The following is a 16050-nucleotide window of genomic DNA, read 5'->3' on the forward strand; positions in this document are numbered from 1 at the left end:
TCATGCCATCGCTGATCGAAAGCCTGCCGCTGCCATGGATCTTCATGCTGTTCGTGTTGAGCGGTGCCGTCATCGCCGTGATGGGCACCTGGCTGGCAGGCCTCGTCGATCAACTCGCCGACCGCACCCGCCTCGGTGAAGCGATCACCGGCGGAATCCTGCTCGGCGCGACGACCTCGCTCCCGGATATCATCGTGTCCGTCTCCGCAGCCGCCACGGGCTATCCCGAGATCGCCGTCAGCAACGCACTGGGTGGAATCGCCGCCCAGACGGTATTCCTCGTCGCCGCCGACCTGAGCTATCGCCAGGCCAATCTCGAGCATGCCGCGGCTTCCGCCACCAATATGCTGTCCGCCACCCTGCTGCTGCTGCTGCTCGCCTTCCCCCTGGTCGCCGCCACCGCGCCCGAGTGGCACCTGGCGGCGATCCATCCCGTGACGCCGCTCGCTTTTCTCGTCTATATCGGCTTTCAACGCATGCTCGCGAGAGAGCGGGACCGTCCCGCGTGGCAGCCTTCGCAGACTGCGGAGACGGTGACGGACCGGCCCGAAGCACGCAGCGACCAGGGTACTTTGCGCTTCCTGTGGCTGCGATTCGGCATCGCCGCGGCAACGGTTGCGAGTGCCGGGTTCGTGATCGCCGAAAGCGGCATCGCACTCGCCGACAGGACGGGACTCTCCGAAAGCCTAATCGGTGTCGTATTCACGAGCCTCACGACGTCCGCGGCGGAACTGGTGACCTCGATCGCGGCGGTCCGTCGCGGCGCGTTGACGCTGGCAGTCAGCGGCATCATCGGGGGCAACGCCTTCGATGCCCTGCTCGTGCCGATGAGCGATATCGCTTACCGCGAAGGTTCCATCTATCACGCCATCACGCGGGAATCGATGTTTCTCGCGGCCGCTACGCTGACCATGACGATCATCCTGTTGATGGGACTATTGCGCCGGGAGAAAAGCGGCATCGCCAATATCGGCTTCGAGGGCGGGCTCGTCCTGGCGTTGTATGTCGGCCTGGTGACGATCCTCTACTTCACGTGAATCGCTGCAGGCCTTCGACGGCGACCCAGCCGAACAGGCCGAAGGTGACGAACAGGGCGAACAGCGCGGCATAGCCGTCGCGAAATACCATGGCCAGGCCGAAGGCGATCCATGCGGTCGCAGCGATGTTGGCGCTGAATGGAATCGCTTCCAGCAAAGGTACGACGAGGGCGACGAGAATGCAGGCCACCGCGATCAGGTAAATGCCCCGTCCCGCGCTTACCGCCTCCAATCGCGGGCTGAACCACCGATCCAGCCACGCGGCCGGCCGGTCGAGCCGTTCCAGGACTCGCTGTAAGCGGGCGCGCGCGACCGAGCGCCGCAACAGCAGTCCCGGCAGCCAGAACTCCTGGCGGCCGACCAGCAGCTGTCCGGCCGTCAGCAGGACGAGTAACGCCATCAGCGTTGGCACGCCCGGCACATCGCCGACCAGCGGCGCCATGGTCACCAGGCCCGCCATCAGGATCACCGGGCCGAATGAGCGTCGCCCCACCCGCTCGAGCACGACGCGAAGTTGCACCGGATCCTCCTGGCTATCGATATCGCGGATTCGCTGTAACAATTCCGCCAGGCTGTCGACCTCGTCACTCATCCGTGCCTCGCTGAATCCATGTGCTATGTTTTTAGTGTAGGTCCGCAACAGAATGCAATCGAGGAGGCACTCCCATGGCCACGAACAGCAACGAACTCCAGGAACTCAAGTCGGAACTCGCCAGTCTCAAGTCGGACATGGCGGATATCGGCGAAACCCTGGCGAAGCTTGCCCGGTCGTCGGCAAACGAAGGCCGCGAACGCGTCAAGGAAGCCGCCAGCCACTCGCGGGACCAGGCCAGGCAGACACTCGGCGCTTTTGAGAAAGAGGTCGAGGAACGCCCCATGACGAGCCTCGCGGTAGCCCTCGGCATGGGTTTTATTCTCGGCAAGCTCATCGATCGCTGACAGGCCGTGCGTCGTCGCGACCAACCCACGGGATGCCACCGTTGCTTGAGCGCCTGAAACATGACATGGAGGCCCGGGCCCTGACGGCGATCGTCGTGGCACCGGTCTTCATCCTTGTAATCACTTTTCTCGCCATTGCGTGTTTCCTCGCCTTGCAAGAAACGCTGGCGCCACCCATGGCCGCACTGGTGACCGCGGCTGCCGGGATCATGCTGATCGTGATACTTCTGCTCATCATGCGCATGGTCACGTCCAGCGGCGGGTCGGGGGCCTCCACGCGCACCCCCTCGAAGTCCGCCCAGCCTCCCCCGTTGGGTGATCAGTTCGAGGCCATATTGCAGGAACGGGCGGACCCGGTGCTTTCGAACTGGATCCGCGACAATCCCGACAAGGCCATGGCCGCGACGCTTGTTCTCGGTGTCGCCGCCGGCTACAGCAGTTCGGTGCAGAAGGTGCTCCTGGACTTGTACCGGCACTATGCCGCGGCCGAAAGCAAAAGGCGCCACACCAACGGCGAGGGTGCAAAGCCGCAGGCCTGAGTCCCCGCATCGGTCCCGTTTTGGCTGGGCCTATCGATCCCGTGTTGGCGGCGTGAGGATACTCAGTCGTCCCCGGCCTCAGAGCCGTTCTCGAGGTCGTTAAGCCGCTGGGCGATCGTGCGCACTGCACACGCATGCCGGCTGATGTCCTTCCACGGATCCTCGGTTCTCGCGAGACGGCGGAAGATGTTCCTGATGGTGTATTTCTGCGGGTCGAGGTCGTCGGCAGTGACCTCGTGCCAGTGCAGCGGGGTGGCCACCGGGGCCGCTTCCTTCGCCCTGACGGAATAGGCGCCGACCGCAGTCTGGCCGTAGGCATTGCGCAGATCGTCGAGGAATACCTTCGCGCCCCGCTTGTTCTTGCGATGCTCGATCGTCAGGCGGTCGGGATGGCGCGCGACGAGCAATTTCGTCAGTCGTCGCGCCACGTTTCGGGTCGTATCGAAATCCGCGCTGCGGTCCAGCGGAATCACCAGGTGCAGTCCCCGCGATCCCGTCGTCTGGACGAATACCGGTAGCTCCAGTTCACGCAGGAGATCAGCGGTGAACTTCGCCGCCTCCTGGACCTTTCTGAAGTCCTCGTCGGAGGGATCGAGATCGATGACCAGCCGGTCGGGATGATCGGGTCGATCGATCCGTGCCAGCGCGAGGTGCAGCGTGATGCATGCATGATTGGCCAGGTACGCCAGGGTGGCCGCATCCTTGATCACCGCGTGCGTAATCTCGCCGTCTGTCTTCGGCAGGGTGACCCGGTCGATCCAGTCGGGAAAATAATCGGGGATCGCTTTCTGGAAAAAGCCCTCCGATCGGATGCCGTCGGGGAATCGATGCATCGTGACCGCCCGTTCCCGGTAGTGTCTCAGTGCGGTTGGCGCGATGCGGCAGTAATAGTCTGCGAGCGCCTCCTTGTCGATCTCCGCGTCCGGAAACAGCACCTTGTCCGGATGGCTTAGCTTGATCTCTCGCCCGTCGATCTCCAGGGTTTTGTCGGCCATGGCGTGCTAGGTATCCTCCCGGGTCACGTCCCGGGGCGATTTGTCGCGCCGCAGCCCCAGGAAGCGGGGATGACGCAAGCGACCGGCACGTGTCCATTCGGTGAAGCCGAATTCACCAACCAGCTTCGGTTCAACCCAGTGCTCCGAGTCGCCTTCAGGTCCATCGGCGAACGGGGATTCGTCGGTCTCCAGATCGTCCAGCCGTTGGCGGAACTCCACGAGGAACTTATCGTCGTAACCGGTGCCCACCTTGCCGGCATAACGCAGTTCGTCGTCTTCATAGTAGCCGACCAGCAAGGCGCCGAATCCCTCTCGGGCACCCTGTGGCTCGGTGAATCCGCCGATCACCAGCTCCTGGCCCTTGCTGCACTTGAACTTCAGCCAGTCGGTGGAGCGCCCGTGTCGATAGGAGGAATCCGCCCGCTTCGCAATCACGCCCTCCCATCCTTTCTCGCAGGCCTCCTGGAAATATGCTTCGCCCTCGGCATTGCGGTGGGCCGTGAAACGCACGCGGTGACCGAAATCGAGTGCGCCGCGCAGCAGGGCCTTGCGCCGGCGCAGCGGTAATCCATCCAGCCGGTATCCGTCCAGGTGGCACAGGTCGAAGGCATAGAAATAAACCGCGACGGGACTCGCCCGGGCCTGCTCGGGATCCCGGACCTGGATGCGTTGCTGCAACCTTGAGAAGCTCGTGATGTTGTTCTTGAAGGCCACTACTTCCCCGTCGACGACGATATCCGGACCGCCCATGGCGCCAAAGGCCTCGACCAGTTCGGGATAAGCCGCATTGACGGTCTTGCGATTGCGGGTCATCAGACGGACATCATCCCCACGGCGGAACACGAGGATCCGCTCGCCGTCGAACTTGCGCTCGTAGATCCAGCCAGGGTCCGAAAAGCGCTTGTCCGTGAGCGTGGCCAACATGGGTGCGAGCCACTCGGGCGGACCACTTTTCTCCAGCCCGGCGCGCTCCTCCTCCGGCAATTTCTCGACCCAGTCAGCCATTGCCTTTACTTTCTTCGTCCCCCTCTTTTCCTGCCGCATCGATCTCGTCCAGCGTCCGACCGCTCGCCACGGATTCAGGCTGTGTCGAGACGGGATTGCGGCGCGCGTCCGAGTGCTCGTCGTCGGTCTTGACGAGCAGCCAGCGCGTCTCTTCCCCCCCGCCGATACGCTGCAGGGCATACCCGCCCTGGAGCTTCTCGCCATGCAACTCCACGACAGCATGGCCGTCATGCAGCGCGTCGGCCATGGATCGGCGCTCGCCGTCTTTCTCGCTGAGGTTGCGGTAGCTGCCGCGATCCCAGATCAGCACCGGCCCCGCCCCGTATTCGCCTGCGGGAATCACGCCCTCGAAATCCGCATACTCCAGCGGGTGATCCTCGGTCGGAATGGCCAGCCGCTTTTCGGCCGGGTCCGTGGACGGGCCTTTCGGCACGGCCCATGAACGCAGCACGCCATCGACCTCGAGGCGGAAATCGAAATGCATCGTGGACGCATCATGTTGCTGGATGACGAACACGGGCTGCTTGTCGCTCCTGTCGCGCTTACCTTTGCCACGAGGCTCCGGCGTGCGGCGGAAATCCCGCTTCTCCTGGTATCGATCGGCCGGCATGGCGTCACTCGTCAACGGCTCATGCCCAAAGAATAGCAGTGGCTGCGCAAGTGGCAGGACGACGGCTTCTTGACCATGCTTGGGAGGCAGGAGGACGCGGACGATGGACAATGTTTTCTGGGCGGCGCTCGGCACGAGTATGCTCGCGGCGCTGGTCACGGCGTTGGGGATTTTCACGATCCGCCGATTCGCCGGCTGGGGACAGCGGAACACGCCGCATTTCATGAACTTCGCGGCCGGCCTGCTGATCTCCGCGTCACTCCTGCATCTGGTGCCGGAGTCGCTGGGCATGGTCGCAGCCGCCCCCGCTGGCTGGCTTGCAGGCTTCGTGGCATTGCTGCTGTTCAATCGCATTGCCACGGGGTTTCTCTGCGAACGCGATCCGGAAAACAAGAGCTATGTGATCGGCCTGATCCCGATGATCGGCATTGGCATCCACTCCTTCGTCGACGGTTTCATTTATTCGATCACCTTCTCGGTCAGCCTCTTTACGGGCTACCTGGCGACCATCGGGATGGTTTTGCACGAGTTTCCCGAGGGGTTGGTCACTTACCTCTTCCTCCTGCGGGGCGGCTTTTCGGAACGCCGTGCCATGGTGCTCGCCTTCATGGCGGCGGCAGCGAGCACCCCTGCGGGGATGCTGCTGTCCTATCCTTTCGTCAGCCGGATCAATACCCCAATGCTGGGAACGCTCCTGGCCATTTCCGCGGGCGCCCTGCTGTACGTGGGCGCCAGCCACCTGCTACCCCACGCCGAGCAGGAGCGCAAAGGACAAAGCCTGCTGGCGTTCGGCGGCGGAATGCTCGTCGCGATCCTGATCGTCCTGTCGAAGGCTTGAGGAACGCTCGTGCAACTCATCAACCCCGCATGAAGACCGAATACCTGGCAGTGATGGGCCTCGCTTCGTTGTCCCTGCTGACGACGTGGATCGGGGTATTGCTGGCGTTGAAACTACGCAACAACGGCCATGCGATCGCAGTCGGCATCGGTTTTTCCGTCGGCATCATGCTGCTGATTTCGCTGCTCGAGCTCGCCCCCGAAGCGATTTCCCGGGCCGGGCTGGGCTCCGTCGCACCGAGTTTTCTCGCCGGGATCGCGATCATCTGGTCCGCGCACCTGCTGATCCCGCATCGACACCTGACCGACGAGCGAGGTCGAGGGAACCCGCGGCTCGTGCGAACCGTGTATCTCGTCGCCTTCGGCCTGGTGCTGCATGACTTTCCCGAGGGTTTCGCGATGGCCAATGGCTATATCGCCTCTCCCGAGCTCGGCATCATGCTGGCGCTTGCGATCGCCTTGCACAACATCCCGGAGGAATTCGCCATGGCGGTTCCAGCGGTGATGCTCGGGCGCAAGCGCCTGATGTATGCGGCGGCCGGCCTCTCCGCTCTTGCCGAACCGCTCGGCGCCGCCATCGGCCTGGTCGCTGTCGCCCTGGCGCCGGCCCTGAACAGCCATTTCATGGCCTTCGCCGCGGGCGCGATGGTTTTTGTTTCTGTCCACGAACTGATACCGATGGCGAGACGTCATCGGCAGCCGGTATGGTTCGGCGCCGGCGCACTCCTCAGCATCGCGGTCTACGGGTTGTTGACTCTCATCGAGGCATGAAACCCTTACACCAGATCCCGAGGTATGTCGACATCCCAGTCGCGGCAATAAACACGTCGCTCGCCTTCCGCGAATTGCTGGTAGGCATCGAGGTTGGCATGCAGGTGAAACATCGTGGGCGTGGACGTGAGCACTGTCCTCGTCACCGTACGAACCCGCCATGGTCCCCGCGCCAGGCTGCGCTCCCAACGGACTTCCGCGCGGACGGAGTTGAAGTCGTCCGCTACGGAGGTGTAGCGCTCGACGCTAAGTGCCTGCACTTCCAGGTCGATGTCGTCGAGCCGGAATCGGCCCCGATCATTGACGACTTCGAGTGTCGACTCGTCACGCGCCAGGTCACGATGGACCTGCCAGGTGTCGTGCGGGACCTCAAGCCGCGTGCACCTTGGCGCCGGCGCGCCGAGCGGTGCCTCGAACGGCCGTAACCCGGCATCCGCGGACTGCGGCGGCCGCTCCGGCAAGACGAGCGTGCTGCCGGCCGTATACACCTCGAGGCGCACAGGTTCCGGCGGCACCCAGGCCATCGGCCAGTACGAGGTCGACAGGGACAGGCGCAGGCGATGCCCCGGCGGGAACACATGGGCGATGCCGTTCATCCGCACAATCACGCGATAGCGCTTGCCCGGCACCATCGCTTGGGGTTGATCGCTGCCATCCCTGTGAGTCAGGTTCAGCAAGCCGAACGTCACCCGGGTCGCTTTATCATCCTCCGCAACGTCCGAAAGCCGCGCCGCGATCATTGCTACGGGGCGATCCACGCTGATGTCCAGTTCGACGTACGGCGTGCCCAGTATCTCGAGGCGCGCCGGCAGCGGGTCGCCCTGGAATACCAGTGCGCCGCCGTCCTCTTGCCGTTGATCATGAGCCAGGTCCGGGCCGGCCGCATAAGAGCACCACTTGCCCGCGAACAGTCCTACGGTAAGCGGGGAGCGCAGGCTATGGACCCCGGCCGTCGGCGGCTCACCGGGAGACAACAATCGATTGCGCGAAAGGCCGTAGCGCCTCGCCCGGACGTTCGGCCCGGGCCAGGTCGATTCGGCGACCCAGCGGCCCGGACGCTCGTTGTAGAATGTCGTAGGCGGAACGCTGTCCTGCATCCAGACGCGCAACATGGGTTCATCCATGATCCCGGTCTGCTCGTCCTTCAGCCAATGGTCCCACCAGCGCAGCAGTTCCTGCAGGAAGCCGATCGCCGGTCCGGGAATCCCCTCGTGGGGATACTTGTGGCTCCATGGCCCGATCAGGCCCTTGCGGGGACCTGGCAGCTTCTCCATCAACCGCAGGACCGCATTGGAATAGCCGTCGGCCCAGCCGCTGACGGCGTAGACCGGGCAGCGGATCGCCCCGTAGTCATTGCACACCGAAGCATGCCGCCAGTAGGCGTCGCGGCGCTGGTGACGGAGCCATTGTTCGAGCCACAAGCCGCTACCGCGCAGGCGCTCGAACCACATCGGGCGCCAGTCATCGCCGACCAGCGCCGGATCCGGCGGCATGGAGTTATAGGCGAACATCACCGATGCCCACGAAATATTATCGCCGAGCAGGCACCCTCCCATGTGATGAACATCGTCCGCGTAGCGGTCATCCGAGGCGCATACCGCGACGACCGCCGCAAGCTCCGGCGGCTGCAAAGCTGCGATCTGCAGGCTGTTGAACCCGCCCCACGACTTGCCCATCATGCCGATCCGGCCGCTGCACCATGGCTGGGCCGCCAGCCAGCGCAGCACCGTGCAACCATCTTCGAGTTCTTGTTCCAGGTACTCGTCCTCCAGGACTCCGCCCGACTCGCCGCTGCCCCGTAAATCTACGCGTACGCAGGCATAGCCGTGGCCCGCCAGGAAACGATGCATGATCTCGTCCCGAACTGCCGTACCGAAGCGTTTCCGATAAGGAATGTACTCGACGATCGCGGGCACGGGCGTCCCCGTCTGCGCGCGCCAGATGCGGGCCGCGAGCTGCGTTCCATCCGGCATGGGGATCCATGCATTCGCTTCTTCCCGTATTGTGTAAGGAAGCTTTTCGACGATTCTCATGGCTTGACGTCCTCGATCGGACGCACCCGGAAATCCAGGATCTCACAGGCCTCGCGATACCTCTCCAGCAGGTCCTCCTCACTGCCTGCACCGAGGAAAATCTCCGCGACCTCGTAGCTGTAGCTGTCCTGCAGTTTCAGCTCGCCGAGCCGATCCCCCTGCTCTGCCACGAGACGGATCCGGGATTCCGGGAATCGTTCACGCAGGCGCGCGATATCCGCGTCCGTCGGTACCCGCTCGAGGATCCCGTCTTCGAAATAGCGCAGCATGAACTTGCCGGCCACCTTGTGGGGGCCTTCACGGAAGGGCATCTCCGGCCGGCGGCCGAGCGCGAGATGCAATATGGCCTGCTGGTTGGTCGCACCATCGACCATCAAAAAGAGCGGCGAATGCGACTTGGAAATCCGGGAGTTTATTTCGAGCAACCGAATACTATCGCGCTCCGGGTCCCAGAAATACTCGATGTTGAACGCGGCGCCATCGTAGTCAAACCGTTGCATCACCCGTCGGGAGACGTCTGCCATGCGTTTTTGCACCTCCTGTGGCAGATGCGACGGATACTGGTAACGCGTGAAGCTGGAACGGTGGCGGCCGGAGCGGACCGAGTCCACGATGCCAAGGAACTCGACCTCTCCCTGCCAGCAGTAACCCTCGACCGTGCACTGGTGCCCTGCCGCAATGATTTCCTCTGCAATGCAGTGATTGCCGTCGATGGGCGCGACCTCGGGTGGTTGTTCGACATGTGCGAGAAATTCATTGAAGCGCTCACCCAGCAGTCCGATATTGTCGCGAATTCGCGGCAGGTGCTCGCGTAATGTCTCCGGGCCGTCGATATGGAAGCCGAGGAACGAGGAATGCGCCTTCACCGGCTTGATCCAGAACGGGTAGGCGATCTCGATATCCCCGACCGGGTCGTCGGCGAAGGGATCGATGGCCTGGAAGCGCGGCAGGTGTTCCGGGATCACCTCTCGTTGCACTCGTCTTGACCAGTACTTGTGCTCGCAGCGGGCCACCGCCTCGAGGCTGGCGCCCGGCATGCCCAGGCGCCGCTGGATCATCGGCACCACGACGCTGGTCGGGAAATCCCAGTAGCCGATGACCGCATCGACGCCTTCGCTCTGCTGTTCGAAAAGCGTCAGCGCGCGCTCCACCAGGATGTCCAGCGAGGGATAACCCTCTTCCGGGCTGTGTACCACTTCATCATGGTCGAACAAAGCATGAAAGCGATAGTCATCCCCTTTTATGGTTCGCAACAGCTCGAGATTGAATGGCTCGAGGGCCATCACCATGATGTTTTTCATCCTGGGCTCCCTTGCCTCGCCGCGCGGGCCGGCGGCAGTCGCATGCGGCCGTTGCCGCGCCCGCCCCTATCAAAACTATAGTCGTTTGCATCGGCAGCGCCGCCCCGCGGATCCTGCCCGATTTCGCCACAATCGCTCCCGAATTTGCCCTGACCCGCACGCAATCGCGCCGGATTCAAGGCGTTAACTGTCTCTGCATCCACTCATGCGGAGACCAGCCCAATGCAACAGACCAGCGCCGCCGCCGTCCGCCCTTCGTGGCGCACCACGTGTCGACAAGCCCTTGCCTTCGTCGTGTTGCTGTTGCCCGGGATCGTGTGGTTTCCCGGGGACGCGGATGCGACCGGGGCGACCCTTGCCCCGATACACGACCCGCGGGAAGCGAACGCGGGCAGCCTCTGGCTGCGACCCTCGCCAGAGGCGGACGTCATCGCCGGTCTCAGCGTCATGACCGGAATACAGGTCCGGGTGACCGGCAGTACCGCGCGGGTGGAGATCACGCAGCGATTCCGGAACCCGTCCGACGAGTGGATGGAGGGTCTGTACGTCTATCCGCTCGCGTCCAGCGCGGCGGTCGACCGGCTGACGATGCATTTCGGGGAACGCATCATCCGCGGCGAGATCCAGCCGAGGGAGACGGCGCTTGCGCATTACGAAAAGGCACGCCGGAGCGGCCGGCAGGCGAGCCTCGTGGCGCAGGATCGACCGAACATGTTCATGACCTCGGTGGCGAACATCGCCCCCCGCAGCGAGATCACGGTGCGGATCGCGTACCTGGAGATCATCCCGTTTCGCGACGGGCGCTATACCCTCAAGCTGCCTTTGGCCATCACGCCCCGTTTCGTTCCGGGAGGCGCGCTGGAAGCGACGCCCGAAAGCGTCGCTTCCAGCGGCACCGTCCCGCGCGCGGACATCGAGATCGACCTGCGGCCCGGTTTCCCGCTCGCGTCGCTGGACAGCCATCATCATGCCTTGACGGCCACCAGATACCGCTCCGAGACCGATCGACGCGTGGTTTCGAGCCGGGCGGCCATGGATCGTGATTTCGAGTTGAGCTGGACCCCGCAGCAAGTTGCCGATACGGTCGCCACGGCTTTCACCGCAACGAAAGACGCCGCCACCCACGCCCTGGTCACCCTGATGCCACCCGACACCGCCGCGCAGCCTGCGCCGCCGCGGGAAGTGATTTTCATCATCGACACCTCGGGCTCCATGGGCGGCGACCCGCTGCGGCAGGCCAAGACTGCATTGCAGCTCGCCATCGCCAGGCTCGGCGCCGACGATCGCTTCAACATCATCCGCTTTTCCGATGACGCAAGCGCCCTGTTCGCGGCGCCCCAGGCCGCGGACCCTTTGGCTCGTGCCACTGCGCAGCGCTTCGTGCACTCGCTGCGCGCCGACGGCGGAACCCGGATGCACGGCGCACTGGCGCTGGCGCTCGACGCACCGTCCCGGGATGAACGACTGCGGCAAATCGTGTTCATCACCGACGGCAGCGTGGGCAACGAAGCCGAACTGATAGAACTGATCGACAGCCGGCTCGGCGCCGCCCGATTATTCACGCTGGGCATCGGCGCCGCGCCCAACGCCTGGTTCCTGGCCGAGGCGGCGGCAGTCGGGCGCGGGAGTCCGACCTTCATCGCCGCGGCGGAACGCGTCGACGAGCGCATGGCGGACCTGTTCCGCAAGCTCGAGCGACCCGCCCTGCTCGACCTCGAACTGCACTGGCCGGACGGCGCGCAGCCGGACCTCGCGGCCCCGTTGCCGCTCGACCTGTACGCCGGCGACCCGCTCATGGTGGCCATTCGCCTGGACGGCGACACGCCACCCAGCGGCCTGACACTCGCGGGCCGGGATGCGACCGGTCACTGGGTTCGCCAGGTGCCGATCGTCGTCCTCGAGGGAGAAACCGGTATTGCGAAATTGTGGGCCAGGGAACGCATCGGGGCGTTATCGCGACGCAAGCGGTTGAGCCGGGACGCCGAGGCGCGCGAGGCCCTCGATGAGCGGATTCTTGCGTTGTCGCTCGATTACGGGTTGGTGAGCGAGTTGACGAGCCTGGTGGCGGTGGACCGCACGCCGGTGCGTCCCGGCGGGGCCGCCGGCGCCACGGAGCAGGTCCGCACGGCTGCGCCGGCCGGCACGCCATGGGCCCGTTCGGCCGGGTTCGCCCCGACGGCGAGCCCGGCACCCTTGCTGGCGTGGGTCGGCGCGCTGGCGCTGTTGTTCGGCGCGGGGATGTCGGTTCTGAGGCGCCTGGCGCATCGCCAGCGACTTTCCCAAGAGGGACATCCGGCGCGTCGGCCATGACCCGCGGACCGTCGCGCACCGTTGTGCTGCCTGCAGCGCTGTGCATCATCGGCGCGCTCTGCATCGGCCAGGCCGGCTGGATCCATGCCAAGGCATGGCTGGCGCAGCGCCTCATCGTCGACGCGTTCGACCGGGCCGTCGCCGGCGAACCCGCCCCGCGTCCGTGGCCCTGGGCGGATACCGAACCTGTCGCGCGGCTGCATCTGCCCGGGACCGCCGATCCGCTCGTCGTCCTGTCGGGCGCCAGCGGGCGCAACCTTGCGTTCGGGCCGACCCATGACCCGTCCAGCGTCCGGCCGGGTGAGCCGGGCAACAGCATCTTCGCCGGGCATCGCGACACGCACTTCGCGCCGCTTGCCGGTGTCAGTCTCGGTGACACCCTCCTTGTCGAACGCGTCGATGGCCGCCAGGCCCGGTTCACCGTCCGCGCGCTGGATATCGTGGACAGCAGGCGATGGCGCATCCGGCTGGACGCCGACCAGCCAATGCTGCTGCTGGTGACCTGCTATCCCTTCGATGCGGTGGACCCTTCAGGCCCGCTGCGTTTCGTCGTCACGGCGGAATCGTCCGGCGAACTCTAGCCGTCGCCCGCACGATGCGTCAGGAACGGTCGGGGGGTCCGTCGGCGTCGTCCTCATCGTTATCGGCCTCTTCTTGAGCCGGGCCGGAACCGCTTGCGCCTTCACGCCGTGTCTCGATGATCTGCTCGACGGTTTCGTCAGGCACGGGTTCGATATCGGAAGCCGCGTCTTCTTCCTGGCGGGCGGCACGCTGGCGGCCGGCCCGTTCCGCAGCGGCTTCATCGATCTTATCGGTATCCTCCCAATCCTGGTCACGCGTGGGCAAACCGCTGATCCAGGACTCCTGCGGCTTCGCCTCCCCGGCGTCCTCGGCTTCCTCGGCCAGCGCTTCGGGATCTTCGGCAGCCTGTTCCCGCTTCTGGAGTTCTTCCCGCTGCTCCGGGGAAACGGCCTCATGCTGACCGGCCGTTGCGCCCGTCCCGGACATCATGGCGGTCACCCCGATGGCCAGCACCAGCCAGCGTGGAAACGTAGTCGATTGTCTTGGCGTGTTCATATCGTGCTCCGATGTGGCTTGCCGCCGTCACCATGGACGACGCGCGCTGCAGACAGCGCTTAACCGATCGTTGCACGAAGCATGCCAGCAGCCGGCCGCGCAGCACTAGGCTTCGAGGCCTCCCCGGCGTACGCCTCGCGAGCGTACGGAGTGGAAGTTTCTTCTTCTGCCATGGCAAGAATTACTTCAAGCCGGGCGGGACATTCCCATGTCAAAGGCGGTCGTTATCGCGAATGAACTTGGCCAGGTCCGCGCGATATTGTTCCAGGGAGGGCTCCTGCAGGTACATCATGTGGCCGGCCGATGATCTCAATCCGGTTCGAAAATGCTGCCGTTGGCCATTTCTTTAACGGTCCGCAGCGCAAGCAAGCCGATCACCACCGTGGCCAGCAGCAGCGACCCGTAGGCGACCCACAGGAAAAACAGGTTTTCCGTAAGCTGGAAATAGACCTGGCTGGCGATCGAAAAGGCGGCCAGCGGGAAGGAATAGGCCCACCACGACAGGTAGAACCTGGCGCTGAGGAAACGCCGGAACTGGGTCAGGAGCAGGATCACGAGGAAAGCGGCGTTGAAGTACAAAATCCGCGCAACACCGTCGAGCGCGCCGGCGAGTTGAATATATGAGAGAAAACCGACGGCCGGCGGTGCAACGAGGATGAACAGGGTCGGCAGCAGCTTGGCGGGCATCGGGTCATGGAATATCACCCGGTTGAATATCAGCACCTGCAACACGAGCCAGTAGACCAGCCCGATGGAGAAATAGAACCAGGAAGCCTCGACGAAGCCGTGCTGCACCCCGGCGATCGGAACGAGAATATTGCCGACGACCGGGATGAACCAGGCCGGCGTACTGTGCTCAATGGTGAAGTGGGTCTGGTGCATCCACTGCGTGAGCACATAGACCGTCAGGAGCAGGTGCACGGCCGCTCCGCTCACCCAGAGGATCCGTGACACCACGGGGGAGAGATCGAGCATCAGCATCGCGATCAGCAGCAGGCTGATCGAGAAGGCTGGGAAAAAACTCAGCTTGATCGGGTGATGCCATTCCTCGAGGACCTCCGCCCGGTAACGCACGAGCTTGATTCCGTAAAGGATCGACACGGCGATAAACATCATGATGCTGAGCACGGTGAGCGCTTGCCCGGCCAGCGCCGGCATCGCGAGCGCCTCGTGTGCGCGGCGCCAGCTCAGTGCCAGGCCGGCCATGCCCATCACCGTGGCGAAAAACGAAATATGGAAGTAACGCAGCTTTTCCCGGGCCGGCGGCATCGAATCATCTCCGGACTCGTCCCGAAGAGGACGAGGACGCATTCTGCCACTCGCCGCTCCCGCTGCATACGCTGCTCTCCCGCTGACTTGTCTGCAAGGATTTACTCGGCTCATCGCGACGACGCATACTGGGCCGCGATCCGGCGCGCTTCAGCCCTCGAAAACGACCAGGGAAATCCCCGTGAACGACACGCAGAAATGGCAATTACTCGCCCTGACGGCATTGATCGGCGGCCTCTTGTACCTTCTCGCGCCGGTACTCACCCCATTCGCCGTCGCCGCGTTGCTCGCGTATCTCGGCGACCCGATGGCCGATCGCCTGCAGGGTAAACGCGTATCCCGCACCCTGGCCGTGGCGCTGGTCTTTCTGTTCATGACGCTGGGTGTCCTGCTTCTCGTGGTGATGCTGATTCCCATGGTGGAACGCCAGGTCAGTCGCCTGGTCGAGCGGCTGCCTGCTTACCTCGACTGGGTCCGCGAGACGCTTCTGCCCTGGATCGAGACCCGCTTCGGCGTGGCCACGGCTGGGTTCGATGGCTCACGTGCGGTCGAACTGCTGAAGGGTCACTGGCAGCAGGCGGGAGGACTCGCCAGCACCATCGTCGGCCAGGTGTCCCGTTCCGGCATGACCGTCGTCGTGTGGTTCACGAACCTGTTGCTGATTCCCGTCGTCACGTTCTACCTGTTGCGTGACTGGGACACGCTCGTGGAGCGCTTGCGGGCTCTGCTGCCGCGCGCGATCGAGCCCACCGTCAGCCGCCTCGCGAGTGAATCCGACGCCGTGTTGTCGGCGTTCCTGCGCGGCCAGCTGCTGGTCATGCTCTCGCTGGGTGCGATTTATTCCGTGGGCCTGTCCCTGGTGGGCATCGAACTGGCGTTGCTGATCGGCATGACGGCCGGCATCGTGAGCTTCATTCCCTATCTCGGCGCGATCGTAGGGGTTGCCGCCGGCCTGGTCGCGGCGCTGGTCCAGTTCGGCGACTGGTGGCACGTCGCACTCGTGCTTGCGGTATTCGGCACGGGCCAGGCCGTGGAGAGCTTCCTGCTGACGCCGCTGCTCGTCGGGGACCGGATCGGGCTGCACCCGGTCGCCGTGATTTTCGCGATCATGGCCGGCGGCCACCTGTTCGGCTTTCTCGGCGTCCTGATGGCGCTGCCGGTGGCCGCGGTGGTGATGGTGCTGTTGCGTTACGTGCACCAGCGCTATGCCGACAGTACGCTATATGGGCGGGCGAAGACCGCGTCGCCACCACCCGGCACAGGGGCCTCGGGGGCCGATACGTCCTCAAAGCCCCCGTCCTCCGACCTCGAATAGCGTTCTCCCGGC

16 protein-coding genes are annotated in these 16050 nt (G+C 64.3%); 8 read left to right on the plus strand and 8 right to left on the minus strand.

Going from position 1 to position 16050, the window contains the following annotated elements:
* The first annotated feature begins 2 nt into the window (after positions 1-2).
* Positions 3-1037 (plus strand): sodium:calcium antiporter, encoded by a 1035-nt coding sequence (locus G6032_RS03060; RefSeq protein ID WP_165280668.1) that lies wholly within the window; start codon positions 3-5, stop codon positions 1035-1037.
* On the opposite strand, the gene G6032_RS03065 is transcribed toward G6032_RS03060, so the two are convergent.
* Positions 1030-1629 (minus strand): exopolysaccharide biosynthesis protein, encoded by a 600-nt coding sequence (locus G6032_RS03065; RefSeq protein WP_165280669.1) that lies wholly within the window; start codon positions 1627-1629, stop codon positions 1030-1032. The two genes, G6032_RS03060 and G6032_RS03065, sit on opposite strands and share 8 nt — an antisense overlap.
* 74 nt (positions 1630-1703) lie before the next feature.
* Here G6032_RS03065 and G6032_RS03070 point away from each other — a divergent pair, with 74 nt between their 5' ends.
* A complete protein-coding gene (locus tag G6032_RS03070; RefSeq protein WP_165280670.1) occupies positions 1704-1976 on the plus strand; it encodes a DUF883 family protein in 273 nt (90 codons plus the stop codon).
* A 41-nt stretch (positions 1977-2017) separates the two neighbouring features.
* Positions 2018-2515 carry a hypothetical protein gene (locus tag G6032_RS03075; protein WP_165280671.1) on the plus strand — a complete coding sequence of 166 codons (498 nt, stop codon included), beginning with the start codon at positions 2018-2020 and terminating at the stop codon, positions 2513-2515.
* A 62-nt stretch (positions 2516-2577) separates the two neighbouring features.
* Here the strand turns inward: G6032_RS03075 and ligD (G6032_RS03080) are convergent, their stop codons facing one another.
* From ligD (G6032_RS03080) to G6032_RS03090, 3 genes are read right to left on the minus strand one after another with little or no spacing between them, the layout of a single operon-like run.
* On the minus strand, positions 2578-3510 hold the full coding sequence (gene ligD, locus G6032_RS03080) for a non-homologous end-joining DNA ligase (protein ID WP_165280672.1): 933 nt from the start codon (positions 3508-3510) through the stop codon (positions 2578-2580).
* 6 nt (positions 3511-3516) lie between these two features.
* Positions 3517-4515, minus strand: coding sequence for a non-homologous end-joining DNA ligase (gene ligD, locus G6032_RS03085; RefSeq protein ID WP_165280673.1), 999 nt, complete (start codon positions 4513-4515; stop codon positions 3517-3519).
* On the minus strand, positions 4508-5125 hold the full coding sequence (locus tag G6032_RS03090; protein ID WP_165280674.1) for a DNA polymerase ligase N-terminal domain-containing protein: 618 nt from the start codon (positions 5123-5125) through the stop codon (positions 4508-4510). Before G6032_RS03090 ends, ligD (G6032_RS03085) begins: the two co-directional genes overlap by 8 nt.
* A gap of 139 nt (positions 5126-5264) precedes the next feature.
* Between G6032_RS03090 and G6032_RS03095 the strand changes: the two genes are divergently transcribed.
* The gene (locus G6032_RS03095; RefSeq protein ID WP_240901936.1) at positions 5265-5963 is read left to right on the plus strand and encodes a ZIP family metal transporter; all 699 of its coding nucleotides are present in this window, start codon (positions 5265-5267) and stop codon (positions 5961-5963) included.
* Between the two features lie 29 nt (positions 5964-5992).
* Entirely contained in the window at positions 5993-6733 is a 741-nt protein-coding gene (locus G6032_RS03100) for a ZIP family metal transporter (RefSeq protein WP_165280676.1), read from the plus strand.
* A gap of 5 nt (positions 6734-6738) precedes the next feature.
* Here the strand turns inward: G6032_RS03100 and G6032_RS03105 are convergent, their stop codons facing one another.
* On the minus strand, positions 6739-8766 hold the full coding sequence (locus G6032_RS03105) for a CocE/NonD family hydrolase (RefSeq protein ID WP_165280677.1): 2028 nt from the start codon (positions 8764-8766) through the stop codon (positions 6739-6741).
* Positions 8763-10067, minus strand: a complete 1305-nt coding sequence (locus tag G6032_RS03110; protein ID WP_165280678.1) for a D-alanine--D-alanine ligase — start codon at positions 10065-10067, stop codon at positions 8763-8765. Before G6032_RS03110 ends, G6032_RS03105 begins: the two co-directional genes overlap by 4 nt.
* A 222-nt stretch (positions 10068-10289) precedes the next feature.
* On the opposite strand from G6032_RS03110, the gene G6032_RS03115 reads away from it, so the two are divergent.
* Both G6032_RS03115 and G6032_RS03120 read left to right on the plus strand, forming a co-directional pair.
* Positions 10290-12377: a VIT domain-containing protein gene (locus G6032_RS03115; protein ID WP_165280679.1), complete on the plus strand. Its 2088-nt coding sequence runs from the start codon at positions 10290-10292 to the stop codon at positions 12375-12377.
* Positions 12374-12958 carry a class GN sortase gene (locus tag G6032_RS03120; protein WP_165280680.1) on the plus strand — a complete coding sequence of 195 codons (585 nt, stop codon included), beginning with the start codon at positions 12374-12376 and terminating at the stop codon, positions 12956-12958. Before G6032_RS03115 ends, G6032_RS03120 begins: the two co-directional genes overlap by 4 nt.
* A 19-nt stretch (positions 12959-12977) precedes the next feature.
* Here the strand turns inward: G6032_RS03120 and G6032_RS03125 are convergent, their stop codons facing one another.
* Complete coding sequence (locus G6032_RS03125) at positions 12978-13454, minus strand: hypothetical protein (RefSeq protein WP_165280681.1); 477 nt, start codon at positions 13452-13454, stop codon at positions 12978-12980.
* Positions 13455-13763: 309 nt separating this feature from the next.
* Positions 13764-14723, minus strand: a complete 960-nt coding sequence (locus tag G6032_RS03130) for an SLAC1 anion channel family protein (protein ID WP_165280682.1) — start codon at positions 14721-14723, stop codon at positions 13764-13766.
* A gap of 181 nt (positions 14724-14904) precedes the next feature.
* On the opposite strand from G6032_RS03130, the gene G6032_RS03135 reads away from it, so the two are divergent.
* Positions 14905-16038 carry an AI-2E family transporter gene (locus tag G6032_RS03135; RefSeq protein ID WP_165280683.1) on the plus strand — a complete coding sequence of 378 codons (1134 nt, stop codon included), beginning with the start codon at positions 14905-14907 and terminating at the stop codon, positions 16036-16038.
* Positions 16039-16050: the final 12 nt, after the last annotated feature.

The organism is Wenzhouxiangella sp. XN24, from assembly GCF_011064545.1.
GTDB lineage: Bacteria > Pseudomonadota > Gammaproteobacteria > Steroidobacterales > XN24 > XN24.